The organism is Idiomarina sp. H2, from assembly GCF_004364275.1.
GTDB classification, from domain to species: Bacteria; Pseudomonadota; Gammaproteobacteria; order Enterobacterales; family Alteromonadaceae; genus Idiomarina; species Idiomarina loihiensis.
Window position 1 is genome coordinate 123,406 of record NZ_SNZY01000008.1, and the last position, 26,173, is coordinate 149,578.

The window sequence follows — 26,173 nt, forward strand, 5'->3', positions numbered from 1 at the left end:
CGTCAGTTAGCGGTAAATTGAGGCACACTTTTCGCGGATCGAGCCAATAATAAAAACAGGGACTCATGACAGACTATAAATCCGACTCCATTGAGGTGCTGAACGGACTGGAACCGGTTCAGCGCCGCCCCGGTATGTACACTGACACCTCTCGACCTAATCACTTGGGTCAGGAAGTTATAGATAACAGTGTCGATGAAGCTCTGGCGGGGCACGCTAAGTCATTACTCGTTGTTCTGCATCCCGATCAGTCGCTTGAGACGACAGATGATGGACGGGGGATGCCAGTAGATATCCACCCGGAAGAGGGCGTTCCGGGCGTTGAACTGATTATGAGCAAACTGCACGCCGGCGGTAAATTTTCAAATAAAAACTACCAATTCTCCGGTGGCTTGCATGGTGTCGGTATTTCGGTCGTTAATGCGCTTTCTAAGCGCGTTGAGCTGACTATTAAGCGTGACGGCCAGGTTTATGAAATGGCCTATGAAAATGGTGATAAAGTCAGCGAGCTGGAGGTTACCGGTACCGTAGGCAAGAGAAATACCGGCACCCGGGTTCACTTTTGGCCAGACCCTCAATATTTCGATTCGGCAAAATTCTCGGTTACCAAACTAAAACATATTTTGCGAGCTAAGGCGGTACTCTGCCCCGGGCTTAAAATAACCTTCCGCAATAAAATAGATGACACAGAAGATACCTGGTTCTATCAGGACGGTCTGACCGACTACCTGGTGGAAGCGGTAAAAGATGTACCGACGTTGCCGGAAATGCCGTTTGACGGAAGTTTTAGCTCTCAGACTGAAGGCGTTGACTGGGCTGTTACCTGGCTCCCGGAAGGCGGAGAAGGGGTCTCAGAAAGTTACGTTAACCTGATTCCTACTACGCTCGGCGGTACACACGTTAATGGACTGCGCCAGGGCTTGCTGGAAGCGATGCGCGAGTTTTGTGAGTTTCGTAACTTGTTACCCAGAGGTGTCAAATTAACACCGGAAGATGTGTGGGAACGTTGCAGTTATATCTTGTCGACAAAAATGCAGGACCCGCAATTTGCCGGACAGACCAAAGAGCGCTTGTCATCCCGTCAGTCGGCCAGTTTTGTTTCCGGCGTGGTAAAAGACGCTTTTAGCCTGTGGCTGAACGAGCATACCGATCAAGCTGAGCTTTTAGCCGATGTGTGTATTAGTAACGCGCAACGACGCTTAAAGGCTAGTAAAAAGGTTGTTCGTAAAAAAGTGACTCAGGGTCCGGCATTGCCAGGCAAGCTTACCGATTGCTCAAGTCAGGAACCTGGTCGCAGTGAATTGTTTTTAGTGGAAGGGGACTCCGCCGGAGGCTCTGCTAAGCAAGCCCGCGATCGTGAGTTTCAGGCAGTTATGCCTCTGCGAGGAAAAATTCTTAATACCTGGGAAGTTGATCCCGAACAAATTCTGGCTTCGCAGGAAATTCATGACATTTCGGTAGCTGTCGGAGTCGACCCAAACAGTGTTGATTTAGATAAACTGCGGTATGGAAAAATTTGTATTCTTGCTGACGCCGATTCCGACGGTCTGCACATTGCCACGTTGTTGTGCGCATTGTTTGTAAAACATTTCAGACCTTTGGTTGAACATGGTCATATTTTTGTAGCGATGCCTCCGCTGTACCGTGTCGATTTGGGGAAAGAAGTGTTTTACGCACTAGATGAAGCAGAAAAGCAGGGTATCCTGGACCGGATTGAAGCAGAGAAACGTAAAGGCAAAGTGAATGTGCAGCGTTTCAAAGGTCTGGGTGAGATGAATCCGCTGACACTGCGAGAAACAACCATGGATCCTAATACCCGCCGGTTAGTCCAGTTGACCATTGATGACGGCGAAGTAATGGAAGAATTAATGGATATGCTGTTAGCGAAAAAACGCGCTGGTGATCGCCGTACCTGGCTGGAAAGCAAAGGTAACATGGCCGATTTGGCTGAACTGTAAGCACTTGTGAGCAAGGAGAAGTCAGAATGTCGACGGAAGTTACAGAAACCCGCCCACTGAGTCGCTTTACCGAAGAGGCCTACCTTAATTACTCCATGTACGTAATTATGGACAGGGCATTGCCAAATATTGGCGATGGCCTGAAGCCGGTACAGCGACGCATTGTTTACGCAATGTCAGAGCTGGGTTTATCTGCATTAGCAAAATATAAAAAATCGGCTCGTACCGTGGGTGATGTGCTGGGTAAGTTCCACCCTCATGGTGACAGCGCCTGTTATGAAGCAATGGTATTAATGGCGCAGCCCTTTACCTATCGTCACCCTCTGGTCGATGGTCAGGGTAACTGGGGTTCGCCGGATGACCCTAAGTCTTTCGCGGCCATGCGTTATACCGAAGCCCGGTTGTCTAAGTTCAGCGAGGTACTGCTGAGTGAGCTGGGTCAGGGCACGGTTGACTGGATACCGAATTTCGACGGCACCATGAAAGAACCTCAGGTACTGCCGGCACGGTTACCACATATTTTGCTGAATGGCGTAACTGGCATTGCGGTTGGCATGGCGACGGACATCCCGCCGCACAATGCCCGTGAAGTAGCAAATGCCTGCGCGATGTTACTGGAAAAGCCCGGTAGCCAGCTTGAAGATATTATGGAAGTCTTGAAAGGTCCTGACTATCCGACTGATGCGGAGATAATCACTCCGTCAGAAGACATCGTCAAACTCTACGAAACCGGACGAGGCAGCATTAAAATGCGAGCCTGTTACAGTATTGAAGATGGCGAAATTGTTATTACTGCGCTACCGCACCAGGCATCTGGCGCAAGGGTTTTAGAGCAAATAGCGCATCAAATGCAGGCGAAAAAGTTACCTCTGGTTGCAGACTTACGTGATGAGTCTGACCATGAGAACCCGACTCGATTGGTAGTGGTTCCGCGTTCAAACCGTGTCGATACCGAACAGTTAATGAACCACCTGTTTGCTACCACTGACTTAGAAAAGCAGTATCGGGTTAATCTGAATATTCTCGGCTTAGACGGTCGGCCAAAAGTGAAGCCTTTGGTGGGCATTTTGAAAGAGTGGCTGGAATTCCGTCAGACCACTGTTACCCGACGTTTGCAGCATCGTTTAGATAAAGTGCTGGCCCGTTTGCATATTCTGGAAGGCTTACTCATTGCTTATCTGAATATTGATGAAGTCATTGAGATTATTCGTACAGAAGACAAGCCGAAAGAAGAGCTGATGAGCCGTTTTGCGCTCACCGATAAGCAAGCCGAAGCGATTCTTGAATTGAAGTTACGTCACTTAGCTAAATTGGAAGAAATGAAGCTGACTGGCGAGCAGGATGAATTGAATAAAGAACGAGAAAAACTTGAGACCTTGCTGGGGTCTGATCGTCGGTTGAAAACTTTAATTAAGAAAGAGTTGCTGGCGGATGCTGAGAATTATGGCGATGAACGTCGTTCACCTATTGTTGAACGCTCTGAAGCAAAAGCGCTAAGCGAACGAGACTTAACCCCTGCTGAAGCGGTCACTGTTGTGCTCTCTAAAAAAGGCTGGGTACGTACAGCCAAAGGTCACGATATAGAAGGTGATAAGCTCAGTTATAAATCCGGAGACAGCTATCTTTCTTCGGCTGAGGGGAAGAGTAATCAGCCGGTGGTGTTCCTCGATACTTCGGGGAAAAGCTTTTCTTGTGAGGCTCATTTGTTGCCATCAGCGAGAAGTCAGGGGGAACCTCTGACCGGACGTTTCAGCCTGGTTGCTGGCGAGAATGTCGAGCATGTTTTAATGGCAAAAGATGAAAGTCATTTGCTGCTGGCCTCTGACGCAGGCTACGGGTTTGTTTGCCAGTTTAGTGATTTAGTCAGCCGTAATAAAAATGGTAAAGCCATTATTACATTACCTACCGGGGCTAAGATCCTGCCGCCGAATAACGTGAATGACCTGCAACACGACAAAGTCATTGTTATTTCTAACGAGGGCCGGATGTTGGTCTTCCCGGTTGCAGACTTACCGCAGTTGAGCAAAGGAAAAGGGAATAAATTAATTAGTATTCCGGCCTTAAGAGCGCAGTCCCGCGAGGAGTATGTGGTTGCTTTAGCTACCGCCGCGCCGGATACTGCCATTACTCTCATTGCAGGTAAACGCAAACTGACTCTGAAGCCGGCTGATTTAGAACATTATTACGGAGAACGTGGTCGCCGGGGCAATAAACTGCCGCGCGGGTTACAACGTGTCGACGAAATAGTGGTTGAGGAAAACAAGGATTAATTGGGGAGTTTGGATGTTAGCCTTGTTGCGATGGTTGTTTCTTGGTGGTTTTGTTGTGGTGTTTGGTGTCGTAGGCTGCTTGTTTTGTATTGTCCGGCCGTTCCACCGCAACAATACCTATCGTTTTGCCCATATTTTTGGTTGGGCAATACGGGTTTTGGGGATGCGAATTGAGGTCAGCCGGCACCCGGATATTGAAAAGGGCGGGCCTTATGTCTTTATTTGCAATCATCAAAATAGCTGGGAAATTTTCACCATAGCAGCAATGCTGCCAAAAAATACGGTGACTGTTGGCAAGAAGAGCCTTAGATGGATACCTTTTTTCGGTTGGCTCTACTGGTTGGCAGGCAATATCCTTATAGACAGAAAAAATGCCGGTAAAGCCCATGGCACAATCGGGCAGACTGCGGATGCGATAAAGCAGCGCGATATTTCGGTGTGGATGTTTCCTGAAGGCACCCGCAGTTATGGACGTGGTTTGTTGCCATTTAAAAACGGTGCTTTTCATACTGCGTACCGGGCGCAAGTGGACGTAGTGCCGGTTTGTGTATCTGAATTGCACGGTAAGATAAAAATGAACCGCTGGAATAACGGAGTGTTAAAAGTGGCGTTTCTTGAACCGGTGAGAATTGCCAATTATCAGCGAGAGAATCTACGTGAACTGAGTGCTCACTGTCATCAAAAAATGGATGATAAAATTAAGCAGTTAAACGCGAGCATTGAGCAAGAACAGGCTAAAAAGGAAAAAACATGAGTCGAGATCTTAATGATCTACTTACCCAAAGTGAAGAAACTGTACAGGCTTTGATTGCTGATGGTGCAGAAACAGAACTCTTGTATGAAATTGAGCATCACTTAGCCAGCCAGGACTTTACCAAACTGGAAAAAGCCGCTGTTGAACTGGTCAAGCAGGGATATCATGTGGACGATGCCGACGAGTTTGAAGACGAACGAGGCAAGCGTTGGTTTGCGTTTATGGCGGTAACAGACGCTGAGCTTGATAACGATATTTTAAACCGTCAGGTGCGTGAAATAGCCGCTATAGCTGATGAGTGCGAGGTGGAGTATGACGGCTGGGGTACGCTGATTGAAGACGACGAACTTGACGATGAAGACTTAGATGATGGAGAGGAATGAGCCTCTCTCAGCTTTTATTGGTAATTAAAGCAATAGGTTTGTTTTAGAATAGATGACGTTAAAAAAAGCCCGAATCTAATGATCCGGGCTTTTTTTGTTCAGCAATGGCGTAGTACAAAATTAGAGAGCTTTAATTTTGTCCTGTTGCTCCTGCAGCTGCTTCAGGGTTGTTTCGGCCTCTGAAAGCTTTTCACGTTCTTTGGCAATGACCGCTTCAGGTGCTTTACTGACAAAGTTGTCATTGCTTAACTTGCCATTCAGGCGCTGCCACTCTTTATTTGCTTTCTCAATAGACTTTTGCAGACGCTGCAGCTCAGCTTCTTTATCAATTAAACCGGCCATTGGAATATGCAGCTTCAACGTATCAACCAGCGCGGTCATACTGGCCGGTGCATCGTCATCGCTTTCAATAAACTCAATAGATTCCAGTTTGGCCAGGCTACTGAGGAAGCTTTGGTTATTTTCAATACGACCCCTGGCCATTGCATCAGCATTTGAGAGCAGCAGAGGCAAAGGCTTATTCGGTGATAAATCCATTTCGCCACGAATATTACGAATGGCCAAAATAACACGCTTAAGCCACTCCATGTCCTGCATTGCCTGATGGCTGACGTTGTCCTCAACCTGAGGGAACGGCTGCAGCATAATAGTATCACCCGTATTACCAACCAGCGGCTTAACGCGTTGCCAGATAGTTTCGGTAATGTAAGGCATGACCGGGTGCAGAAGACGCAGTAACTGCTCTAAAACATTCACCAGTGTGTGGCGAGTGCCGCGTTGTTGTACTTCTGTGCCACTTTGGAGTATCGGTTTAGTGAGCTCCAGATACCAGTCACAAAACTGGTTCCAGGTAAATTCGTACGCAATAGCAGCAGCCTGATCAAAACGGTAGGTATCCAAAGCCTGACGAAAGTCTTTTACGGTGCTGTTAAAGCGGGCAATAATCCATTCGTCTGCCAGTGACAGGGTCATATCGTCGCTTTCAAGACCACAGTCATGTTCTTCGGTGCTCATCAGCACATAACGGCTCGCGTTCCATAACTTGTTACAGAAGTTGCGATATCCCTCCAGGCGCTTCATGTCCCAGTTGATATCGCGACCAGTCGACGCAAGTGCTGTTAAGGTAAAGCGCAGCGCATCGGTTCCATGAGCGGTAATACCTTCAGGGAACTCCTTGCGGGTGCGTTTTTCAATTTTCTCGCGCATTTTAGGCTGCATCAAATTCGCGGTACGTTTAGCGACGAGCTCGTCAGCGCTAATGCCGTCAATCATGTCCAGCGGGTCTAATACATTACCTTTAGACTTAGACATTTTCTGGCCTTCTTCGTCACGAATAAGGCCGGTCACATAGACTTTCTTAAACGGAACCTGCGGCTGGCCATCCTCATCTTTTATGAAGTGCATGGTCATCATGATCATGCGGGCAACCCAGAAGAAAATAATGTCGAAACCGGTAACCAGCACATCGGTCGGATGGAAGGTTTTTAAGTCCTCGGTATTTTTTGGCCAACCGAGAGTAGAAAAGGTCCATAGTGCGGAAGAGAACCAGGTATCTAATACGTCTTCGTCCTGCTGAAGAGGAGTATCGCCTAAATTATGTTTGTCCCGCACTTCTTCTTCGGTGCGACCAACGTAGACATTGCCTTGCTCGTCGTACCATGCCGGAATACGGTGTCCCCACCATAACTGACGCGAAATACACCAGTCCTGAATGTCGCGCATCCAGCTGAAATACATGTTTTCGTACTGCTTGGGTACAAATTCAATGCGGCCGTCTTCAACCGCTTCAGTCGCCTGTTTGGCCATAGGCTCAACGCGGACATACCATTGGTCGGTTAAATGCGGTTCAATAGGAACGCCACCACGGTCACCATACGGTATTTTGTTGGTGTGCTTTTCAATTTTTTCCAGCAAACCGAGTTCGTCAAATTCAGCAATAAGCTGTTTGCGAGCCTCGAAACGCTCTTTACCGGCGTACTGCTCAGGTAGTCTACCGTTAAATCCGTTCAGCTCTTCAAGCGCTTCACCCGTACTGGTGTAAAGGCCTGCTGTTGCCATAACATGAGCCGTGTCATCAAAAATCGAAATCATGCCCGTTTGATGACGCTTGCCAATTTCGTAGTCGTTAAAATCATGCGCCGGGGTTACCTTTACGCAACCTGTACCGAATTCGCTGTCAACGTGATGGTCGGCAACTATCGGAATGCGGCGGTTAACAATAGGTAACTCAAGGTGTTTACCGACTAAATGTGCGAAGCGCTCGTCGTCCGGATGCACGGCAACACACACATCGCCTAACATGGTTTCCGGGCGGGTGGTCGCGACCACTAAATGATCTTTACCGTCTTCGGTTTTCTCACCATCGGCCAGCGGGTAGCGTAAATACCAGATAGAACCTTGTTGTTCTTTGTTCTCGACTTCTAAGTCGGAAATGGCAGTCTGCAGCGCAGGGTCCCAGTTTACCAGGCGCTTACCACGATAAATCAGGTTGTCTTCGTGTAGTTTTACGAAGACCTCGCGGACCGCATCTGAAAGACCTTCGTCCATCGTGAAGCGTTCGCGATCCCAGTCAACTGAGTCGCCCAGACGGCGCATTTGTTGGGTAATTGTGCCACCGGATTGTTCTTTCCACTCCCATATTTTATCAATGAAAGCGTCGCGACCAAGTTCCTGGCGAGTTTGTCCCTGAGCCGCCAACTGGCGTTCAACGACCATCTGGGTGGCAATACCGGCGTGGTCGGAACCGACTTGCCATAATGTATTAAGGCCATCCATGCGCTGGTAACGGGTCAGCGTATCCATAATAGTGTGTTGGAAGGCATGGCCCATATGCAGACTGCCGGTAACGTTGGGTGGCGGAATCATAATCGAGTAGGAGTCGCCTTTACCTGAGGGCTTGAAATAGCCCTTATCTTCCCATTGTTGGTAGAGATCTTGTTCTATCGCTGCAGGGGAGTATGTTTTATCCATAATGACCTTACTTCTGTTCGGATGTCAGGGGCTCGGTTTGCATTTGGCAACCGCGCGCCCTGTAATGTTTGTAACGCTCGCGAGCTGTTTTTTTGCCATTGTCATCGGCTGGAACAATGTCATAGAGCTGTTGGCTCTGCTGGGCTTGCACCGGAATTTCTTCCGCCAGATTAAACAGCGCATAACCCGGACGGTTTTTTACTGCATCGGCCTCAGGCCAGCAAAACTCTACCGGAGCACCTGTAGCCGGGCCTTCGCCGTGTAAGTTATGCGGAATAAAAGCATCACTTGGTTGTTGCCACAAAAGCTCGTCCAGAGCTTCAGCCTGCTGTTGATTGCGGGCCCAGACCCGCAACTTTTTATGCTTTCGGTACAGTTGCGCTATCTTATCGCAGATAAGCCGGTTTTGCTCATCTTCGGCTCCGTCCGGCATTAAGAAAAAGGTGGCTGACGACATGTTATTCAGCTGCCTCGGTGTTACACCGGTTAATTAAGAACTGAGTTAACAGTGGAACCGGACGGCCTGTTGAGCCTTTGTCTTTACCACCTTGCCACGCTGTGCCTGCGATATCCATGTGTGCCCAGTTGTACTTTTTAGTGTAACGCGAGAGGAAACAAGCAGCAGTAATAGTGCCGGCTTCACGACCGCCGATATTCGCCATATCCGCAAACGGGCTATCCAGCATCGACTGATATTCGTCCCAAAGCGGCATGCGCCAGGCTTTGTCACCACTTTGCTGAGCAGCGTTCAGAATTTCGTGTGCTAACGGATTATGCTGGCTGAGAACGGCGGAAGCATGACTGCCTAAAGCAATAACACAGGCGCCTGTCAGCGTGGCTAAATCAATCACGGATTCAGGTTCAAATCGCTCGATATATGTCAGGGTATCGCACAGCACCAGTCGACCTTCCGCGTCAGTATTCAGTACTTCAACTGTTTGGCCGCTCATGGTGGTTAAAATATCACCTGGTCGGTAGGCTTTGCCATCCGGCATGTTTTCGCAACCGGCGACCGCACCAATAACATTGATAGGCAGTTGCAGTTCGGCCAGAGCCTGCATGGCGCCTAAAACGCCCGCTGCACCGCCCATATCGTATTTCATTTCATCCATATTCGCGGACGGCTTAATTGAAATACCGCCAGAATCAAATGTCAGACCTTTACCTACCAGCACAATAGGAGCCTGGTCATCGGGTGCGCCTTTATAATGCATTAATGTGAGCACTGACTCATGCTCTGAACCGCGACCAACCGCTAAGTATGCATTCATACCCAGTTTTTCCATTTCGGCTTCTTCAACCGTGGTAACTGTTAAGTTGTCGTAATTATCAGCCATTAATTTGGCTTGATCGGCTAAATAACGAGGCGTGCAAATGTTAGGTGGCATATTCGCTACGTTGCGGCAAATATCCATTCCGGTTGCCACCGCTAATGCGTGCTGCACAGCTTGTTCGCCCAAAGCCAGCTCTTTGCGGCTTGGAACGTTAAAAACCAATTTGCGTAACGGGCGGCGAGGCTCTTCTTTTTTACTTTTGAGCTCATTAAAGTTATACAATGTTGCCCGGGCTGCCTCTACTGCCTGGCGAACTTTCCAGTAGGTATCGCGCCCTTTAACGTGCAGTTCACTGAGAAAGCACACCGCTTCCATTGAACCTGTTTCGTTCAACGTGTTCATAGTACGAGCGATAATTTGGCGGTACTGACGCTCATCAAGTTCGCGTTCTTTACCGCAGCCGACCAGTAAAACCCGTTCGGCAAGAATATTGGGGACATGATGTAACAGCAAAACCTGACCGGATTTACCTTCGAGGTCTCCGCGGCGTAATAGGTTGCTTAAATAACCATCACTGACTTTGTCTAATTGTTCGGCAACGCCAGACAGACGACGAGGTTCAAATACGCCAACAACGATACAAGCAGAGCGTTGTTTTTCCGGATTACCACTTTTGACGCTGAACTCCATGACAGTGCTCCTGTTTCAGGTGGCTTCAATGCCTGCTATAGTTTCGCTATAAAGACACTTTGTTGTTAAAATAACAAGTTTACTTAAAAATCACAGCTATTCCAGTAAAAACCTAAGTTATGAGTGAACGCCAGTGCGCATATTCCGATATTTGATCAGTGAAACCTTGAAGTCGCAGCTTGCTGTGCTTTTTATCCTGATGACAATTTTTGTCAGTCAGAAATTTGTCCGTGTGTTATCGGATGCGTCAGAAGGGGACATACCGGGCGCTATTATTTTTCAGCTGTTGTCGTTGAACCTGCCGGCATTATTGTCACTGATTTTGCCTCTTAGCCTGTTTTTAGGGATTTTACTGGCTCACGGACGTATCTACGCCGACAATGAAATGACCGTTTTGCACGCTTGTGGCGTCAGTGAGTGGTACGTAACCCGGGTAACGCTGGTGCTCTCACTGATTCTGGCTATTATCACCGCGTCTTTTACTTTGTGGCTGGTGCCCTGGTCGCTTGATCAGGAGCAAAAACTAGAAGATAAAGCTCGTTCAGAAAGCGGACTCACCGCGCTTATGCCGGGGCGATTTCAGCAAGCCAGCAACCAGAAGGCGGTTATTTTTGTACAAAGTGTTGGCGATGAGGGTGATTTGGAGGAAGTTTTTGTTGCGCAGCACACGCACAATCAGGGCGAGTTACAGTCTGGTAGTGTGGTGATGGCCAAAACCGGCAAAGTGATTAGTGAAACAACCGGCTCGCAATGGCTGGAGCTGGGTCAGGGAAAACGTTATGCCGGCGATGACGACAGCTATCAGATGATGTCGTTCGACAGTTATCAATTGCAAATTAAAGAGCAGCAGGCAAGTGAGCAATTACGAAAACTTGAGGCTTACCCAACTGTTGAACTGTTATCGCGGAAAGAACCGGCAGCGATTGCTGAATTACAGTGGCGTATTGCTATTCCGCTGGCAATGCCGTTACTGACACTTATTGCGGTGCCACTAAGCCGGGTAAACCCGCGTCAGGGTAAGTTCGGAAGAATGGCGCCGGCGCTGCTTATTTATCTGGGGTACTTTTTATTGCTTATGGCAGCTAAGTCAGCCATTCGGGACGGCGTTATTCCGCCTATTATTGGCTTGTGGTGGATACACTTCATTTTGCTGATTTTTGGGTTGGCTCTGGTGGGTAAGGGGCGTCCGCTCGGGTTGAGGTTACTGGCAAACTTGCGCTTTGGCGCTGCGCGGGGGCACTGATGTTTAGTATTTTAGATAAGTACATTGGGCTTTCCGTATTACGGACATCGCTTTTAAGTCTGGCCGTATTAACCGGGCTTTCCTCGTTAATCCGCTTTGTGGAGCAGCTTAAAGCGGTGGGTCGCGGCGACTACAATGTTATGGATGCGGCGCTCTTTGTGTTTTACAGCCTGCCGCGCGATGTTGAAACTTTCTTTCCAATGGCCGCTTTACTCGGCGGGCTCATTGGCGTGGGGATGCTTGCCAGTAACTCGGAACTGGTGGTCATGATGGCCGCCGGGCGGTCGCGTTTAAATATTATTGGCGCGGTAATGAAGTCAGCTATTATTATGATGGTCGCGGTTATGGCCATTGGAGAGTGGATAGCGCCGCCTATGGAAGCTCAGGGCCGGGCCATACGTTCACAGGCTATTTCCGGCGGTAGCTTAATATCTGCTCAGCAGGGAGTGTGGGCAAAAGATGGCTCGGACTTTATCAATATTGGCGAAGTAGAGGATACCGGACGGCTTAACGACGTATTAATTTACGACTTTAACGACAATCGTGAGTTGCAAAAAGTAACTTACGCCCGGACCGCTAATTTCAGTGGTGACAAATGGCGCATGCAGCAGGTAACTGTAACTCAGCTTGATGATATCCGAATGTTACGTGATGAAAAGCCTAGTATGGTTTGGCAGTCGAGTTTAACGCCGGACAAACTTGGAGTGGTGACTATAAAACCAGAGTCGCTTTCTATTACTGGGCTGTTGGACTACTTAACCTACCTAGAGAGTAACCAGCAATCCGCGGAGCGCTACGAGTTGGCGTTATGGCGGAAACTTTTCGCACCGATTACGGTAGCGGTTATGCTGTTGGTGGCCTTGTCTTTTATTTTTGGCCCGCTGCGATCAACAACAATGGGTGCCCGAATATTACTTGGTGTTATTACTGGTTTTGGCTTTCATGTGAGTAACGAAATTTTTGGTCCGTTGGCTCAGGTTTATCAAATTCCGGCTATTCTGGGAGCTTTATTACCCAGTATTTTATTTGCCGGAGTGGCCGTTTACTTTATGCGAGGGCGTACGGCCTGACAATTGGCCGTACCTCTATAGGCTAAAGTTCATTCCAGTAGAACAGCTGATTTGCTTCTTTTGAAAGCGTGACAACTTCGGTGCCGGCAGCGTAATCATGCCAGGCTCGTTTGTTTTTAAAATCTACCAGAACCCAGAGGTTTCCAAGGCCTGCACAACAAGTAATCAGCCTGATAAAAACCTGGCGATTAGTCAGCCTCGAACCATCACGGTTTTGAAGTTTCAGGCGCCACGCGCGCATACCTAAGGTTTGACCCGAACGTTTCCAGAACCAGCCAAAAAATAGCGAAACAACGGAAAGAAGATACAAGCTGTACCAAGGTCCCTGGGCTAACCAGGCGGCGTGATCCATCCCTTCGGGCAGCACTAACCAGTCAAAAGCAGTCAGCAGCGCGGCAAAGAGTAAAGCCAAAGCTGAAGCGAGCATAATAATAGCTACGGCGACTAAAAAGTCATAAACCCAGGAGACAAAACGTCTGGGAAAGCCGGCACTGGGGGAACTGGCGTGTAATTTCTGTGCTGCGGAACTCATGTGAAACTCATTTAACTCAATAGTGCGTTAATCATATCACGAGCAAAGCGGGCTGACAGCTACCTCAGTTTTGTGCTCAGCTGTACTCTAGTTGTATAAGGAATCAGCAGTTAGTTGGATTATAAGGTGTTTTAGTGAATTATTGCTTGATTAGAGAGAGTGGACGAGTATAATTCCGTCCCGTTGCTTTGTTATGCAACGCCTTCACCTTATAAAGCATGGCGCTGTGGTGGAATTGGTAGACACGCCTGATTCAAAATCAGGTTCCTTCTGGGAGTGACGGTTCAAGTCCGTCCAGCGCCACCAAGTTTTTCCCTTCGTAGTTGGTACTGAAGATGCCAGAAGCGCAAAAGCACTTCTGACATATAATTGATTTCAGTCAATGACCTCATGATGATTTATCGCTGAAATAATTTCCGCAAAAGTTGAGGGCAGGTGATAAACGTTTACTGACTCCCCTGTTAATTCAGCTATTCTAAGAGATGACACTACGCCACAGACTTCTCCATCGTTAATCACGAGAAGAAAGTCGCGGCCACTGGCTTTGAGAGTTGCCGCTGCGTCACCGATTTTAGCTTTCTTTAAGTCCTCAAGTCTTACCTGTGGTAATGCCACCAGAGGTAACATCAACTCTTTTACTGCCAATTCCCGCCAGCCAATTTGCTTGACGGTACTTAGCTGAGTTGCTTTGCGTCCGTGAAGCTCACGCAATGCCAGTAAACCTGTCATTTCATCACTTTGATTTTTTATGCAGGCGTAGCGGAGGTTGGCATTACGAAGCTTTTGCTCTGCGTCGCTGACCAGAGTGCTCTCCTTTATTTCTAGAGGAGATACTTTTGTGAAATCATCAACAACATGCGTAGCACTATCGTGCCAGCTAATTAACGGTTGATGCTCATAGTTGTGGTGTATTGCAATTTTATCGGCTGCAGAAGACCATTGAATTTCTTTAAACTCACTCATGACAAACTCCTTTAAAAATTAAAAAAATACAGAATTTTTAAAGGTGAGCGGGTGGCCCCCGGACGAGATGCCAATTCCATTGGGTAAGCTTCGGTTCGCTTTTCTCCTGAGATAGAGGAGCAAGCGCTAAGACGTTTTGAAAAACTCGTGAGGATGCGTCGATTGCTTTATCGAATTCGGGATCTTCTGCCTGAATTTCAGATATAGGCGATGACAGGTCTACAATGAAAACAGCGTTGGAATTTTGCTGCGCCGTTAGCTGTTTTTCACTAATTTCGCCAGATGCGGCGTAGCTGGCTGTACTGAAAACGATGAGTAATAAACACAGCAATACCCGATAGCTCCACTGTTGGAGCCCGTTTAATTCGGTTGTAGTTGCTGAATATTTTTGCATTTTTTGATCTTCGTAAATGTTCCAGTTCTCAAATTAGAGTATATAAGACGATTCGACAACTCATTTTTTTACCTATTAAGTAGTACATGGGTACGTTTTGTTCAAAATACAAGCTAAGCACTGACATTATGACTTTCAGCACGTATACTGTTGCCCATCGGTCCTCCTTAACCGTGCAACTACAATAGGATTCTATGTCAGATAATCAACAGAACAACAGTACGCCAGAATATGAAGTTGAAATTCCGGGCCGTGAGCAATTGCTTGAACTTGTAACCTCAAACAGTAAACCGGTTCAGTTTGATGAGTTCATTCGTCACTTTGGTTTAGATGATGAGCGCCAGGCAATTGGTTTGAAACGGCGTTTGCGCGCTATGGAGCGCGACGGACAGCTTATATACAGCAAAGCGAATGCTTATGGTCTGCCCGAGCGTATGGATTTGATCAAAGGTCGTATCATTGGTCATAAAGATGGTTTTGGATTTTGTCAGACTGAAGATGGCGGTAAAGACCTGTTTATTCCACATCATCAAATGTATTCAGTTTTGCATGGTGATCGCGTACTGGTTAAAACCAGTGGTAAAGATAGCCGAGGTCGCACCGAGGGGCGTATCGTTAGAGTTACAGAGCCCCGCGACAGTAATATTGTTGGCCGTTACTTCGTTGAACATGATCTGGGCATAGTAGTACCGGACGATGGCCGTATTAGTCAGGATATTCTTATTCCTGATGCGGATAAAAATGGCGCGCGTCATGGACAGCTTGTGGTCGTTGAAATTACCCGACGTCCAAGTCGCCGAACCAGCCCAATTGGTCGGGTCAGCGAGGTGCTGGGTGAACATATGGCACCGGGTATGGAAATTCAGGTCGCGATTCGTGAGCACGATATTCCTACCGAATGGCCAACTGAAGTTGACGAAGAGCTGAAAAAATATAGCGAAGAAGTCCCAGCCGAGGCCTACGAGGGTCGTAAAGACTTACGTGACCTGCCGCTTATTACTATCGATGGTGAAGACTCTCGCGACTTTGATGATGCCGTTTGCTGCGTGCAGGAAGAAAAAGGCTGGCGCCTTTGGGTAGCAATTGCCGATGTGTCTTACTATGTTCGTCCGGACACCGTTCTTGATAAAGCCGCAACAGAACGCGGTAATTCAGTTTATTTCCCCAGCAATGTTATTCCAATGCTACCGGAAAAACTGTCTAATGGTTTGTGTTCATTAAACCCCGATGTCGACCGTTTGTGCATGGTTGCAGAAATGGAATTGGGACCTCGTGGAAAACTCAAGTCCACAGAGTTTTATCCGGCAGTAATGAAAAGCCATGCGCGACTGACTTACAATAAAGTTAAAAAGCTACTTGATGGCGATGAAGAACTGCAACAGCAGTACCAGCATGTCATGGACAATGTGCAGGAACTGGAGCGACTTTATAACGCATTAAGTGCAGCTCGTAAGCGCCGCTCAGCTATTGAGTTTGATACGCAGGAAACCCGCTTTATTTTTAATGCTCAGCGTAAAATTGAGAGTATCGAACCGGTTAAACGTCATGTTGCTCACAAAATTATTGAAGAGTGCATGATTATGGCAAACGTGGCCTCTGCTCAGCTTATTGAGTCAGATAAAGAAGTTGGCGCGTTGTTCCGCGTGCATGAAACTCCGGCTGATGAACGATTGAACAACTTCCGCAGTTTTCTTGGTGAACTGGGTCTGAACCTGGAAGGCGGTGATGAACCATCTCCGAAAGACTATGCGACTTTGCTTGAGCAAGTGAAAGATCGTCAGGATCATGAACTGATTGAAACCATGTTGTTGCGCTCTATGCAGCAGGCGGTATATCAACCAGAGAATAAAGGGCACTTTGGCTTGGCATTGAAGTCTTACGCGCACTTTACCTCACCTATTCGTCGTTACCCGGATCTTATTTTGCACCGCGCGATAAAAGCAATTTTGCGCAAGAAAAAAGGTGAAGAGAAAGGCTTAGTGGGTGCATGGGCATACTCTGAGAAGCAATTGGATGAACTGGGTGTACATACCTCAATGACCGAGCGACGTGCTGATGATGCTACCCGCCAGGTTGACGAATGGCTGAAGTGTGAGTTCATGCTCGACCATATTGGTATGGAGTTTGAGGGCGTTATTTCCTCAGTCACCAATTTTGGCTTGTTCGTGCGCTTAAGTGACTACCAAATTGACGGCCTTATTCATATTAGTAACCTCGACAACGACTACTATCACTTTGATCAGCAAAAAGGAATGCTAATCGGAGAGAACAGCAACAGCGTTTTTCGTCTGGGTGATAATGTGAAAGTCAAAGTGAAAGACGTGAATCTGGACGATCGTAAAATTGATTTAACTTTGCTGGAAGCTACGAGTCCGGGTGGTCAGAAACGAAATATGCCAGCTAAAGGTTCAGGCAAAGGTAAGAGAAAAGGACAGTCTCGTGGAAAAGGCGGCCAGCGGAAAAGTGGTAATCGCAGCAGCAATAAGGGACGTAGCAAGTCATGAGTCAAAAAGTGACCGTATTTGGCTTGCACGCGGTGCGGGCCATATTAAAAAATCATCCAGACCGTTTGGTAGAGCTCTACGTTTCTAAAGAGCGTCAGGATGATTCGGTGCGTGACATTGTTAATCAATGCCATGCAACTGGCGTCAGACCTCAATGGGTGCCTAAACAAGCTTTGGAAAAACGCGCGGAAGGCGGTAACCACCAGGGCGTTGTGGCGACCGTTCAGTCGCCGCCTACTTTAACTGAGCACGACTTGCCTAAATTACTGGAACAAAGTCAGCAGGCCGGGTTGTTCTTAATACTCGATGGCGTGACCGACCCGCATAATTTAGGTGCTTGCCTGCGCACGGCCGATGCAGCAGGCGTTACGGGCGTTATTGTACCAAAAGACAAGTCGGCTCAAATTACTCCAACCGTGCGTAAGGTGGCGTCGGGTGCTGCCGAGAACGTTCCTCTTGTTGTGGTCACCAACTTAGCCAGGGCGCTTCGTGACTTACAGGAATTGGGCGTGTGGGTATACGGCACAGCAGGCGAAGCAACTCAATCTGTTTATGATGTTGATTACAGAGGGCCTGTAGCTTTGGTTATGGGTGCCGAAGGTAAAGGTATGAGACGTCTTACCCGCGAAACCTGTGACGATTTAGTCTCCATTCCTTTGTCTGGTAGTGTCAGTAGCTTAAATGTTTCTGTAGCCAGTGGTGTTTGCTTATTTGAGGTTGTCAGACAGCGCAATGGATCTTAAACGTCGCCTTTTGCCTATAGCCATTGCCTTAGCAATGGTCGCAGTATTGTTTGTCAGTTGGACGCCTAACTGGGAATCACCAACCTGGCTGCGTTCAGAGAAACCCTATGTCGCTTTTCATTTTGACGTTGAGGATGACGCAACCCAGTCTGTGCAGAACCTTGCCTTTGATATTAGTAATCGACTGGATGTCAGGCACGAATGGCACAGAGTCGAGGATAGTAATGCTGAATGGCAAGTCACTCTTGTATTCGCTGAACAGCAGGATGCGGTGCAAATTGATGCTACAGCTCGTCGCCAGGGCAAAATCGTAGACAATATTGTTGTTCGTGGCGACAAAGCCGTAGCAAACGAATTGGCCGACCGCGTTGTTGCTTTACTCAGCTCCCGCATTGAAAAAGCCCATAAAAACGCCGATTAATTTGCAATTGGCGTTCATTTTAGTTAGTATCGCGCGGCTTAAATCAGCCATATTTTCATTTTACTGAATGTGTTCCTTGCTTCTATGTTAGTGCGGCTGAGCTAAACTGAGGCTATACGAACCAAAAGGAAACTGTAATGCGTCATTACGAAATCGTATTTATGGTCCACCCGGACCAGAGCGAGCAAGTACCTGGCATGATCGAGCGCTACAGCGAAACGATCAAGCAAGGTGGTGGTCAAATCCATCGTTTAGAAGACTGGGGCCGTCGTCAATTGGCTTACCCAATCAACAAACTGCACAAAGCGCACTATGTTCTGTTAAACATTGAAGCGTCTGCAGAGGTTGTGGAAGAGCTTGAAACTGCATTCCGTTATAACGATGCGGTATTGCGCAATATGATCATGCGCAAAAAAGAATCTATTACTGAGCCTTCGCCGCTGACTAAGCCGAAGGAAGATCGTAAAGGTGACAGTGAAGCAGCGTAAGCTTGCTGACTTTCAATAGCCCTTATGAATCGACTGCATTTAACCGGAACACTTGGCAAAGTACCTAAGCTGGAAACCAGCCCGTCAGGTATTGAGCATTTACAATTAGTGATTGAACATCGGTCTATGCAACCGGAAGCTGGTATGAATCGTCAATCTTATGTGCGTATTCAGGTCGTTTTAAGTGGTGAAGGTTTACAACACTGGTTAGAAAAATTGACGGTGGGTTGTGAAGTTCTGGCAGAAGGTTTTCTGCACCGTCACGAGGATAGCAATGGCTCACCTCGTTTGGTACTTCATGCTCAGCATCTCGAATTGATTTAAGGAGACCATCATGGCTCGTTTTTTTCGTCGCCGCAAATTCTGCCGCTTTAAAGCAGATGGCGTAAAAGAAATTGATTATAAAGATATCGCTACGCTTAAGAACTACATTACTGAAACTGGTAAAATCGTTCCTAGCCGTATTACTGGAACATCCGCTAAGTATCAGCGTCAGTTAGCGCGCGCTATTAAGCGTGCTCGTTATTTGTCACTGCTGCCTTATACTGATTCACATCAGTAAGCTAGCACCGGTTCGATTACCAAAAGTAGAGGTAGCGAGAAATGAATGTCATTTTGTTAGATAAAATTGCTAACTTGGGAAGCCTTGGCGATCAAGTCAGTGTAAAATCTGGTTACGCACGTAACTTCCTTTTCCCTCAGGGAAAAGCAGTACCTGCAACCAAAAGCAACGTTGATCTATTCGAACAACGTCGTGCTGAGTATGAAGCGAAATTAGCGGATCAATTAGCTGCTGCTCAAGCTCGCGCTGAAAAAGTAAATGCTTTAGATGCAGTAACTATTGCTTCTAAAGCTGGTGATGAAGGCAAACTATTTGGCTCTATCGGTACTCGCGACATAGCAGATGCAGTAACAGCTGCTGGCGTTGAAGTGAAGAAGAGCGAAGTATTAATGCCGCATGGTACATTACGTGAAGTCGGTGAGTTTGATATTGAACTGCACTTGCACGCTGATGTATTTGCAAACATTACATTGAAAGTTGTACCGGCTGAATAAGTCGTTACGGTTTTATCAAAAAGCTGCCTCCGGGCAGCTTTTTTTTTGGAAAATTTTCTCCACTAGCGTGATTCTTATGGCAATATGCTGTAACGGTAGAACAAAAGATAGGGAGCGAGAAGTGAATAAAATATTATCCTTAGTTGGACTCATATTACTAGCGATGAGCCCGGTTAGCTTGGCGCAGGAAAAAGTCGATGAGACATTATCTACATCGCCTGGTGCCCGAGTCCTAATTGACAATATGAGAGGAAAGGTCGAGCTAATTACTAATGATAAAGACGAGATACGGGTTGTTGGGACATTGGATGAAAAAGTTGAGCGGTTCATTTTTGAACAGCGGGGAAGTCGCATCCAAATCAAAGTTGAGACGCCACAAGAAAGAGCTTTTAACTTTTCTTCCAATGATAAAGGTTCAGATCTGAAGATATATTTGCCTGATTCTATGGACATAAAAGTGAACGGTGTGTCTATGGAAGTAATTGCTGAAGGATTCAATGGTGGGCTAGAAATTCGACTGGTTAGTGGAAATATAGCCGTTAATCAAATTGCCAATCGCGTATTGTTGAAGACGGTGAGCGGAAATATTGATGCTGAAGAAATAAGCGGCGATGTCCGTTTTGAGACGGTTAGCGGCGATATTAAGGATATAAATAACAGCGCTGACTCCGCGACTTATCAGTCTGTTAGTGGTGATATTGCCAGTCAGTCCGACTCTATTTCTGAATTCACTGCACAGTCAGTTTCTGGTGATATTAGCGCAAAAGTCGGGACACTGACTAAGACCAAAATGACCACGGTTAGTGGCGACGCAATATTAACTGCCGGACTATCCAGGAGTGCGCGTATAGAGGCTAGTTCAGTCAGTGGCGATTTAACTTTTAAGTGGTTAGGTGACATCCACGCAGACTTTAGTATTAAGTCTAATGCTGGAGGTGAAATTACGAACCGTTTAAGCGACAAAAAAGCAACTGAAGCCGAGTGGGGCCCATCCTCTACATTAGAATTCACAGTTGGTGACGGTGGAGCGTCGGTTTCTGCAACAACAGTTAGTGGCGAAATAACACTTGATAAAAATTAAATCGTGCTGTTAGGCGTTGCTTCGCTTTCTAAACAAGAGGGGATTTTGTATAGTAATCCCCTCTTATTATTTCCCTTTGCGAGACAACTTTCCCCATGGCAGAGAAGTCAAAAAAACGCGACGCGTCAATAGAAGCACTGCGCTCGGCACCCCATTCAATTGAAGCTGAACAATCCGTTCTTGGCGGTTTAATGCTCGATAATGATGCCTGGGACAATGTTGCCGGTAGCGTCATCGCTGAAGACTTCTATCATCGTTCGCATAGGCTTATTTTTAAAGCCATGCATGAGCTTGCTCAACGCAGTCAGCCAATGGATTTGGTGACAGTTTCCGAAAACTTGGAAACGGCTGGGGAGCTTGAGCAAATAGGTGGTTTTGCCTACCTTGGAGAAATTGCGAAAAACACCCCCAGCGCGGCAAATATATTAGCCTATGCAAACATTGTCCGCGAACGAGCGGTGTTAAGGGAAATGATTGGTGCGGCAAATGATATTGCCGAGTCAGGTTACGATACTCAGGGGCGAAGCAGCGCAGAATTGCTTGATCTGGCGGAATCAAAAGTCTTTCAAATTGCGGAGAAGCGAGTCAGTTCCAGCGAAGGACCGCAAGGTATCAATTTAATTTTGCAACGCACGGTTAGCCGTATTGAGCAGTTGAGTAAGCTGAAAAACAATAACGGTGTGACCGGTGTTTCTACCGGCTTTACTGACCTCGATCAGATGACTGCAGGCCTTCAGCCTTCTGACCTAGTCATTGTAGCGGCACGTCCGTCTATGGGGAAAACAACCTTTGCCATGAATCTGGCAGAGAATATTGCGCTCAATGATGACCGTCCGGTATTGGTGTTTAGTTTGGAGATGCCCGCAGAGCAGCTGATGATGCGTATGCTGGCTTCACTTAGTCGGGTAGATCAGAATAAAGTACGTACAGGTAAGCTTGAAGATGACGACTGGGCTCGCATCGCGTCTGTCATGAACATGCTAAACGATAAAAATAATATCTACATAGATGACTCATCTGGCCTAACTCCTACCGAAGTGCGCTCCCGTGCTCGCCGGATTCATAGAGAGCATAAGGGAATATCCATGATTATGGTGGATTATTTGCAGCTAATGACGGTTCCAGGCATGTCGGAAAACCGAACGCTGGAAATTGCAGAGATATCTCGTTCTTTGAAGTCGTTAGCGAAAGAGCTGGAAGTGCCTGTGGTGGCGCTGTCTCAGTTAAACCGTTCACTTGAGCAGCGTTCCGATAAAAGACCCGTTAACTCAGACTTGCGTGAGTCTGGCTCTATTGAGCAGGATGCTGATGTTATTATGTTTATTTACCGTGACGAAGTTTACCACCCAGACTCAGCTGAACAGGGCTTAGCTGAAATCATTATCGGCAAACAGCGTAATGGGCCTATTGGTAAAATTGAATTGAAATTCCATGGGCAATTATCGAGGTTTGACAACTATGCCCGCCATGCCAGCGACGAGCGTTATTAGTCGTCGCTATTTGATTTTATCGAAGCATATTTCTATGTAAGCTTTGCCGGCAACGTGGTTGAATGGCATGATTAATTTTGAGCCTTCAGATTTATGAGAAATGGTATGGTCTTTACCTGAAACCACAATTGGAGTAGCCATATCAAAATCGTAACCTTTTTCACCTAGTGTCTTTTTGGCTCCGCCGGTAACCATATTCGTGATTTCGCCGACCATATCACAGACATCTTCGTTAATTGAGTTTGGTAACTCACCTAACATTTTATTCATGATTTCACAGGCCAGATTTTCCTCAAATGAAATTGAGAATGATCCTTTTATCTGTGGGCCCACCATACCGATGACGCCTGATACATCGCCCCGCGCGTACTCATCCTTTTTTAGTTGAGCTTTACCGGGCTTCAATTCCATTTGAGCCATCATCGACAAGACATTTTGCAGTGCTTGAAGAAATGGGTTTACGAACTCGGCATTCATTTTCTATTCCTTTATCTCTTGCTGGCACGTAATTGTGTCAGATGTATTTTCAATGGTCAGAATTAGGCTACGATTGCCATGATCATCGACGACATTGATAGTATTTACCTGGGCAGAAAAGCTATCCATTAATAGCTTATTTGAAACATCCCACCCACACAGGTTATCACGCTTCGGTATCTCCTGATAAACCCAAATTTTCTGGTAGTCAGCTTCAAAACCTACCCAGTTTGGCTCAACTTTATTTCCTTGCGAGTTTACCAGTTGAAACTTTTCAGTTATCCAGTCTCTGATATGTTTTTCAGAACCTTCTTCTTCCAGTCTAAAAGCCTTTCCCAGCCGCTTTTTAAGCACTTGTTGTACGTCATGCAAAGTATACTGATGAATAATTTCTATTGCTTGGGTGTTTTTATTCGCACTTATTTCGGTTAACCCAAAAAAATAGCGATGCGCTGATACAGAAGGTATCAGCGCGAACAAAAAAACAATAGCAGCAACAAGTTTAATCATCGTTGCCCGACTCCAACTCCTCGTTGAAGTCTTCCATCATGCTCTTATTACGGTCTTCACGCTTAAACAGTTCAATCCGGGATGGCACTGCTCTGGCTGGCCAGTAGTTGTTACTGGTATCAACATCTGCCGTCTCCCAGTTAGGGTCAACAACGACTTGAGTCAAAGTTTTATCGCGAATCAATAACTTGCTCACCTTTTCTGGAGAGCGACGCCATACTTCCGCCGGAATGCGAACATGTTCTTTACTGCCATCTTCAAACTGAAGATCTAGTAAAATAGGCATAACTAAGCCGCCTTTATTGGCGAAATCAAGTACGTAGAAGTTGCTGCCGTTCTTCAGCATTTCCCGCTGCTCTTCGTTAAGCCCCTCTATCAGCTCTTGATATTTGTTTCGGTCAGCGTTAGTGACAGTGTAGTCGTCGTTCTCATTATAAAAGTCAGTAAGATCCGGTTGCTGATGAATTTTATAATTAACACCGGCATTACGCTCAGTTGTCAAAGACTCTGGCTCAGCATTTTCTTGCTGTTCTTGCCATGCTTTTTCGATTTCCGGATCTTGCGTATTAATAGTCAACTGATTGACTTGCTCAAGGGCGATATCGACATGGTCAGTAGAGTAGAACCAGCCTCTCCAGAACCAGTCTAAATCAACGCCGGAAGCATCTTCTATGGTTCTGAATAAGTCTTCTGGTGTAGGACGTTTAAATTTCCAACGCTGCGCATACTGACGGAAAGCGAAATCAAAGAGCTCACGGCCAACGATAGTTTCACGTAATATATTAAGTGCTGTAGCTGGCTTTCCGTAGGCATTATTACCAAATTGCAGAATCGACTCTGAGTTGGTCATAATAGGCATTTGGTTACTGCTGGCCATGTAACTGGTAATGTTACGCGGTTCACCGCGCCACGACGGATAATCTTTTTCCCATTTTTGTTCAGCCAGGAACTGTAGGTAAGTATTGATACCTTCATCCATCCAGGTCCACTGGCGTTCATCAGAGTTAACTACCATAGGAAAGTAAATGTGACCAATTTCGTGGATGATTACAGAAATTAGACCGTATTTGGTGCGTTTAGAGTAGTATTTCTCACCTGAATCCTCATCAACGTAAGGGCGCGGGCCATTAAAGGTAATCATCGGGTATTCCATACCACCAACAGGGCCGTTTACCGATATAGCGACAGGATAAGGATAGTCAAAGCTGTAATCGTTATAGTGCTCAATTGTGTGAATAATAGAAGCGGTCGAGTAACGTTCCCATAATGGATTGCCCTCTTCAGGGTAATACGACATAGCCAGCACATTGGTATCGTTCTTTTTGTAACCTTGCGCGTCCCAGATAAACTTGCGCGACGAAGCCCAGGCAAAGTCACGAACTTTATCTGCTTCGAAAATCCAGGTTTTAGTATTGCTGGTGCCTTCCTTCTGATTTTCTAATGCCTCTTCTTCAGTGACAATTTTTACCGGCTTGTCTGAATTACGGGCTTTTTCCAGGCGTTCACGCTGAGTAGAAGTGAGTACTTCATCGGGATTTTGCAAAACACCAGTAGAGGCTACAATATGATCCGCCGGAACCGTTATCTCTACGCGATAATCACCAAACTCTAAAGCGAACTCTCCGTTGCCGATAAACTGTTTATTCTGCCAACCTTCAGCGTCGTAATATGCGGCCATACGAGGGAACCACTGTGCCATCTCATACAGGTAGTTTCCGTCGTCTTCAAAGTACTCATAACCGCCGCGACCACCAAGTACTTCAGCTTCGATAATATTGAACTGCCAGTTGATATTAAAAGTGACACTTTCGCCGCTTTTAAGGGGCTCATCCAGATCCAGCCTTAGCATAGTGTCATTAACGTAATGTGCTAAAGGTTCACCATCTTCGTTACTGATTTCTGTAAGCTCATAACCGGCCGGAAACTCTTCCTGAGTGAGCATGCTTTCCATTCTGGAAAAGCTAACTCGGTCTAAATCTCCGGAGGCTTGACTCTGCGGCCCAATGGAGTCTTTCTTAAAGCGGTTCTGGTCAAGTTGAACCCATAAATAGCGCAAAGTATCGGGGGAGTTATTGGTGTACGTTATGGTGCTTTGTGCCGTAATACTCTGATTCTCATCGTCCAGAGCAACCTCAATTTTGTAGTCCGCTTCCTGTTGCCAGTAAGCATGTCCAGGAGCACCGGACGCGGTACGATAAATGTTCGGACTACGGAATTTATCATCGTTAAGCTGACGGAATTTATCTTCAAAAGCTTGAGCGGTTGCCGCCTGATTAACGGTTAAACAAACCGCTGCAGTGGCAATAAGATGATTGAGCTTCATAGTGTTACCTATTGTTATTATTTAATAGCGCTAATATTAAAGGCATTTAGTGCACAAACCATGTGCTTCTATAGTTTGGCTCTGAACCTTAAACCCTTGATCTTCGGCTTGATGTTTCAATTCGTCATAAACCCCTTCGGACTGAATTTCCTGAACATCGCCGCAGGAACTGCAGATTAACATTTGAACCGGATGTTGATGGTCGAAATGCGAGCAAAGAACAAAACTATTCGACGAAGTGATTTTATGAACGAAGCCTTGTTCTTGTAAAAAGTCTAAAGCGCGGTAGATTGTCGGGGGTTTTGCATTGGGCATGACTTCCCGCAGTTGATCAAGTAAATCATATGCGCCGACGGCTCCTGAATGCTCTGCGAGTATCGCGAAAACTTCGCGGCGGGCATTTGTCAGGCGGGCACCACGTTGTTGGCAGAGTTTTTCAGCTTTTTGTATAAGTCGTTGTGCTTCTTGAGCTTTCATTATTGACTACAATTTATGACAATTTTAGTCATTGTAGAGAGTTTTAGGGGTAAGGAAAAGGGTTTTACGGAAGAGGCTGCTTACTGGTGTATTCTGAGTTAA

General features: G+C 46.6%; 25 protein-coding genes and 1 tRNA gene. 16 read left to right on the forward strand and 10 right to left on the reverse strand.

The genetic code is table 11. The features are described from left to right. Positions 1 to 65: 65 nt before the first annotated feature. Genes parE through rraB form a run of 4 tightly spaced genes read left to right on the forward strand, consistent with a single transcriptional unit; the run spans position 66 to position 5,365 of the window. On the forward strand, positions 66 to 1,958 hold the full coding sequence (gene parE / locus DET62_RS11405) for a DNA topoisomerase IV subunit B (protein ID WP_110013980.1): 1,893 nt from the start codon (positions 66 to 68) through the stop codon (positions 1,956 to 1,958). Positions 1,959 to 1,984: 26 nt separating this feature from the next. Further along, complete coding sequence (gene parC / locus DET62_RS11410; protein WP_110013981.1) at positions 1,985 to 4,228, forward strand: DNA topoisomerase IV subunit A; 2,244 nt, start codon at positions 1,985 to 1,987, stop codon at positions 4,226 to 4,228. A gap of 13 nt (positions 4,229 to 4,241) precedes the next feature. Then, the gene (locus DET62_RS11415; RefSeq protein ID WP_034822503.1) at positions 4,242 to 4,982 is read left to right on the forward strand and encodes a 1-acylglycerol-3-phosphate O-acyltransferase; all 741 of its coding nucleotides are present in this window, start codon (positions 4,242 to 4,244) and stop codon (positions 4,980 to 4,982) included. After that, entirely contained in the window at positions 4,979 to 5,365 is a 387-nt protein-coding gene (gene rraB / locus DET62_RS11420; RefSeq protein WP_110013982.1) for a ribonuclease E inhibitor RraB, read from the forward strand. The genes DET62_RS11415 and rraB overlap by 4 nt, the downstream gene beginning before the upstream one ends. Positions 5,366 to 5,485: 120 nt before the next feature. Here the strand turns inward: rraB and DET62_RS11425 are convergent, their stop codons facing one another. Genes DET62_RS11425 through pepA form a run of 3 tightly spaced genes read right to left on the reverse strand, consistent with a single transcriptional unit; the run spans position 5,486 to position 10,299 of the window. Continuing rightward, on the reverse strand, positions 5,486 to 8,335 hold the full coding sequence (locus tag DET62_RS11425) for a valine--tRNA ligase (protein WP_110013983.1): 2,850 nt from the start codon (positions 8,333 to 8,335) through the stop codon (positions 5,486 to 5,488). Positions 8,336 to 8,342: 7 nt separating this feature from the next. Next, the gene (locus DET62_RS11430) at positions 8,343 to 8,792 is read right to left on the reverse strand and encodes a DNA polymerase III subunit chi (protein ID WP_034822505.1); all 450 of its coding nucleotides are present in this window, start codon (positions 8,790 to 8,792) and stop codon (positions 8,343 to 8,345) included. 1 nt (position 8,793) lies between these two features. Then, positions 8,794 to 10,299 carry a leucyl aminopeptidase gene (pepA, locus tag DET62_RS11435; RefSeq protein ID WP_110013984.1) on the reverse strand — a complete coding sequence of 502 codons (1,506 nt, stop codon included), beginning with the start codon at positions 10,297 to 10,299 and terminating at the stop codon, positions 8,794 to 8,796. Positions 10,300 to 10,432: 133 nt separating this feature from the next. Here pepA and lptF point away from each other — a divergent pair, with 133 nt between their 5' ends. Together lptF and lptG are read left to right on the forward strand one after the other, a co-directional pair. After that, a complete protein-coding gene (lptF, locus tag DET62_RS11440) occupies positions 10,433 to 11,542 on the forward strand; it encodes an LPS export ABC transporter permease LptF (protein WP_181396972.1) in 1,110 nt (369 codons plus the stop codon). Beyond that, entirely contained in the window at positions 11,542 to 12,612 is a 1,071-nt protein-coding gene (gene lptG / locus DET62_RS11445) for an LPS export ABC transporter permease LptG (protein ID WP_011235174.1), read from the forward strand. The genes lptF and lptG overlap by 1 nt, the downstream gene beginning before the upstream one ends. Positions 12,613 to 12,634: 22 nt before the next feature. Here lptG and DET62_RS11450 read toward each other — a convergent pair whose 3' ends face one another. Further along, positions 12,635 to 13,144 (reverse strand): RDD family protein, encoded by a 510-nt coding sequence (locus tag DET62_RS11450; RefSeq protein ID WP_110013986.1) that lies wholly within the window; start codon positions 13,142 to 13,144, stop codon positions 12,635 to 12,637. 220 nt (positions 13,145 to 13,364) lie between these two features. Here DET62_RS11450 and DET62_RS11455 point away from each other — a divergent pair. Then, a tRNA-Leu gene (locus tag DET62_RS11455) sits at positions 13,365 to 13,450 on the forward strand. Between the two features lie 69 nt (positions 13,451 to 13,519). Here DET62_RS11455 and DET62_RS11460 read toward each other — a convergent pair. Together DET62_RS11460 and DET62_RS11465 are read right to left on the reverse strand one after the other, a co-directional pair. Next, positions 13,520 to 14,107, reverse strand: coding sequence for a hypothetical protein (locus DET62_RS11460; protein WP_011235172.1), 588 nt, complete (start codon positions 14,105 to 14,107; stop codon positions 13,520 to 13,522). 37 nt (positions 14,108 to 14,144) lie between these two features. Beyond that, positions 14,145 to 14,501 carry a hypothetical protein gene (locus DET62_RS11465; protein ID WP_016341380.1) on the reverse strand — a complete coding sequence of 119 codons (357 nt, stop codon included), beginning with the start codon at positions 14,499 to 14,501 and terminating at the stop codon, positions 14,145 to 14,147. A gap of 194 nt (positions 14,502 to 14,695) precedes the next feature. On the opposite strand from DET62_RS11465, the gene rnr reads away from it, so the two are divergent. From rnr to dnaB, 9 genes are all read left to right on the forward strand, one after another. Continuing rightward, positions 14,696 to 17,005, forward strand: coding sequence for a ribonuclease R (gene rnr / locus DET62_RS11470; protein ID WP_110013987.1), 2,310 nt, complete (start codon positions 14,696 to 14,698; stop codon positions 17,003 to 17,005). Beyond that, positions 17,002 to 17,748, forward strand: coding sequence for a 23S rRNA (guanosine(2251)-2'-O)-methyltransferase RlmB (gene rlmB / locus DET62_RS11475; protein ID WP_110013988.1), 747 nt, complete (start codon positions 17,002 to 17,004; stop codon positions 17,746 to 17,748). The genes rnr and rlmB overlap by 4 nt, the downstream gene beginning before the upstream one ends. Beyond that, positions 17,738 to 18,169, forward strand: a complete 432-nt coding sequence (locus DET62_RS11480) for a hypothetical protein (protein ID WP_011235169.1) — start codon at positions 17,738 to 17,740, stop codon at positions 18,167 to 18,169. Before rlmB ends, DET62_RS11480 begins: the two co-directional genes overlap by 11 nt. Before the next feature lie 137 nt (positions 18,170 to 18,306). Beyond that, positions 18,307 to 18,657: a 30S ribosomal protein S6 gene (gene rpsF, locus DET62_RS11485; RefSeq protein WP_011235168.1), complete on the forward strand. Its 351-nt coding sequence runs from the start codon at positions 18,307 to 18,309 to the stop codon at positions 18,655 to 18,657. Positions 18,658 to 18,681: 24 nt separating this feature from the next. Next, positions 18,682 to 18,981, forward strand: coding sequence for a primosomal replication protein N (gene priB / locus DET62_RS11490; protein ID WP_011235167.1), 300 nt, complete (start codon positions 18,682 to 18,684; stop codon positions 18,979 to 18,981). Positions 18,982 to 18,991: 10 nt separating this feature from the next. Next, complete coding sequence (gene rpsR, locus DET62_RS11495) at positions 18,992 to 19,219, forward strand: 30S ribosomal protein S18 (RefSeq protein ID WP_011235166.1); 228 nt, start codon at positions 18,992 to 18,994, stop codon at positions 19,217 to 19,219. A gap of 41 nt (positions 19,220 to 19,260) precedes the next feature. After that, on the forward strand, positions 19,261 to 19,713 hold the full coding sequence (gene rplI, locus DET62_RS11500; RefSeq protein ID WP_011235165.1) for a 50S ribosomal protein L9: 453 nt from the start codon (positions 19,261 to 19,263) through the stop codon (positions 19,711 to 19,713). 121 nt (positions 19,714 to 19,834) lie between these two features. Beyond that, positions 19,835 to 20,794, forward strand: a complete 960-nt coding sequence (locus DET62_RS11505; RefSeq protein ID WP_110013989.1) for a DUF4097 family beta strand repeat-containing protein — start codon at positions 19,835 to 19,837, stop codon at positions 20,792 to 20,794. A 95-nt stretch (positions 20,795 to 20,889) separates the two neighbouring features. Then, the gene (gene dnaB / locus DET62_RS11510) at positions 20,890 to 22,284 is read left to right on the forward strand and encodes a replicative DNA helicase (RefSeq protein WP_011235161.1); all 1,395 of its coding nucleotides are present in this window, start codon (positions 20,890 to 20,892) and stop codon (positions 22,282 to 22,284) included. A gap of 6 nt (positions 22,285 to 22,290) precedes the next feature. Here dnaB and DET62_RS11515 read toward each other — a convergent pair whose 3' ends face one another. From DET62_RS11515 to zur, 4 genes are read right to left on the reverse strand one after another with little or no spacing between them, the layout of a single operon-like run. Beyond that, positions 22,291 to 22,761 (reverse strand): chemotaxis protein CheX, encoded by a 471-nt coding sequence (locus tag DET62_RS11515; RefSeq protein WP_011235160.1) that lies wholly within the window; start codon positions 22,759 to 22,761, stop codon positions 22,291 to 22,293. A 3-nt stretch (positions 22,762 to 22,764) separates the two neighbouring features. Next, on the reverse strand, positions 22,765 to 23,271 hold the full coding sequence (locus tag DET62_RS11520; protein ID WP_011235159.1) for a DUF6702 family protein: 507 nt from the start codon (positions 23,269 to 23,271) through the stop codon (positions 22,765 to 22,767). Then, on the reverse strand, positions 23,264 to 25,594 hold the full coding sequence (locus tag DET62_RS11525; RefSeq protein WP_110013990.1) for a M1 family metallopeptidase: 2,331 nt from the start codon (positions 25,592 to 25,594) through the stop codon (positions 23,264 to 23,266). Before DET62_RS11525 ends, DET62_RS11520 begins: the two co-directional genes overlap by 8 nt. Positions 25,595 to 25,630: 36 nt before the next feature. Continuing rightward, positions 25,631 to 26,071 carry a zinc uptake transcriptional repressor Zur gene (gene zur / locus DET62_RS11530; protein WP_011235157.1) on the reverse strand — a complete coding sequence of 147 codons (441 nt, stop codon included), beginning with the start codon at positions 26,069 to 26,071 and terminating at the stop codon, positions 25,631 to 25,633. Positions 26,072 to 26,173: the final 102 nt, after the last annotated feature.

Bases quoted from the DNA above. Each gene is read 5' to 3' on its own strand.
- parE (WP_110013980.1), top strand. From the start codon at position 66: ATGACAGACTATAAATCCGACTCCATTGAGGTGCTGAACGGACTGGAA.
- parC (WP_110013981.1), top strand. From the start codon at position 1,985: ATGTCGACGGAAGTTACAGAAACCCGCCCACTGAGTCGCTTTACCGAA.
- DET62_RS11415 (WP_034822503.1), top strand. From the start codon at position 4,242: ATGTTAGCCTTGTTGCGATGGTTGTTTCTTGGTGGTTTTGTTGTGGTG.
- rraB (WP_110013982.1), top strand. From the start codon at position 4,979: ATGAGTCGAGATCTTAATGATCTACTTACCCAAAGTGAAGAAACTGTA.
- DET62_RS11425 (WP_110013983.1), bottom strand. From the start codon at position 8,335: ATGGATAAAACATACTCCCCTGCAGCGATAGAACAAGATCTCTACCAA.
- DET62_RS11430 (WP_034822505.1), bottom strand. From the start codon at position 8,792: ATGTCGTCAGCCACCTTTTTCTTAATGCCGGACGGAGCCGAAGATGAG.
- pepA (WP_110013984.1), bottom strand. From the start codon at position 10,299: ATGGAGTTCAGCGTCAAAAGTGGTAATCCGGAAAAACAACGCTCTGCT.
- lptG (WP_011235174.1), top strand. From the start codon at position 11,542: ATGTTTAGTATTTTAGATAAGTACATTGGGCTTTCCGTATTACGGACA.
- DET62_RS11450 (WP_110013986.1), bottom strand. From the start codon at position 13,144: ATGAGTTCCGCAGCACAGAAATTACACGCCAGTTCCCCCAGTGCCGGC.
- DET62_RS11460 (WP_011235172.1), bottom strand. From the start codon at position 14,107: ATGAGTGAGTTTAAAGAAATTCAATGGTCTTCTGCAGCCGATAAAATT.
- DET62_RS11465 (WP_016341380.1), bottom strand. From the start codon at position 14,501: ATGCAAAAATATTCAGCAACTACAACCGAATTAAACGGGCTCCAACAG.
- rnr (WP_110013987.1), top strand. From the start codon at position 14,696: ATGTCAGATAATCAACAGAACAACAGTACGCCAGAATATGAAGTTGAA.
- rlmB (WP_110013988.1), top strand. From the start codon at position 17,002: ATGAGTCAAAAAGTGACCGTATTTGGCTTGCACGCGGTGCGGGCCATA.
- DET62_RS11480 (WP_011235169.1), top strand. From the start codon at position 17,738: ATGGATCTTAAACGTCGCCTTTTGCCTATAGCCATTGCCTTAGCAATG.
- rpsF (WP_011235168.1), top strand. From the start codon at position 18,307: ATGCGTCATTACGAAATCGTATTTATGGTCCACCCGGACCAGAGCGAG.
- priB (WP_011235167.1), top strand. From the start codon at position 18,682: ATGAATCGACTGCATTTAACCGGAACACTTGGCAAAGTACCTAAGCTG.
- rpsR (WP_011235166.1), top strand. From the start codon at position 18,992: ATGGCTCGTTTTTTTCGTCGCCGCAAATTCTGCCGCTTTAAAGCAGAT.
- rplI (WP_011235165.1), top strand. From the start codon at position 19,261: ATGAATGTCATTTTGTTAGATAAAATTGCTAACTTGGGAAGCCTTGGC.
- dnaB (WP_011235161.1), top strand. From the start codon at position 20,890: ATGGCAGAGAAGTCAAAAAAACGCGACGCGTCAATAGAAGCACTGCGC.
- DET62_RS11515 (WP_011235160.1), bottom strand. From the start codon at position 22,761: ATGAATGCCGAGTTCGTAAACCCATTTCTTCAAGCACTGCAAAATGTC.
- DET62_RS11520 (WP_011235159.1), bottom strand. From the start codon at position 23,271: ATGATTAAACTTGTTGCTGCTATTGTTTTTTTGTTCGCGCTGATACCT.
- DET62_RS11525 (WP_110013990.1), bottom strand. From the start codon at position 25,594: ATGAAGCTCAATCATCTTATTGCCACTGCAGCGGTTTGTTTAACCGTT.
- zur (WP_011235157.1), bottom strand. From the start codon at position 26,071: ATGAAAGCTCAAGAAGCACAACGACTTATACAAAAAGCTGAAAAACTC.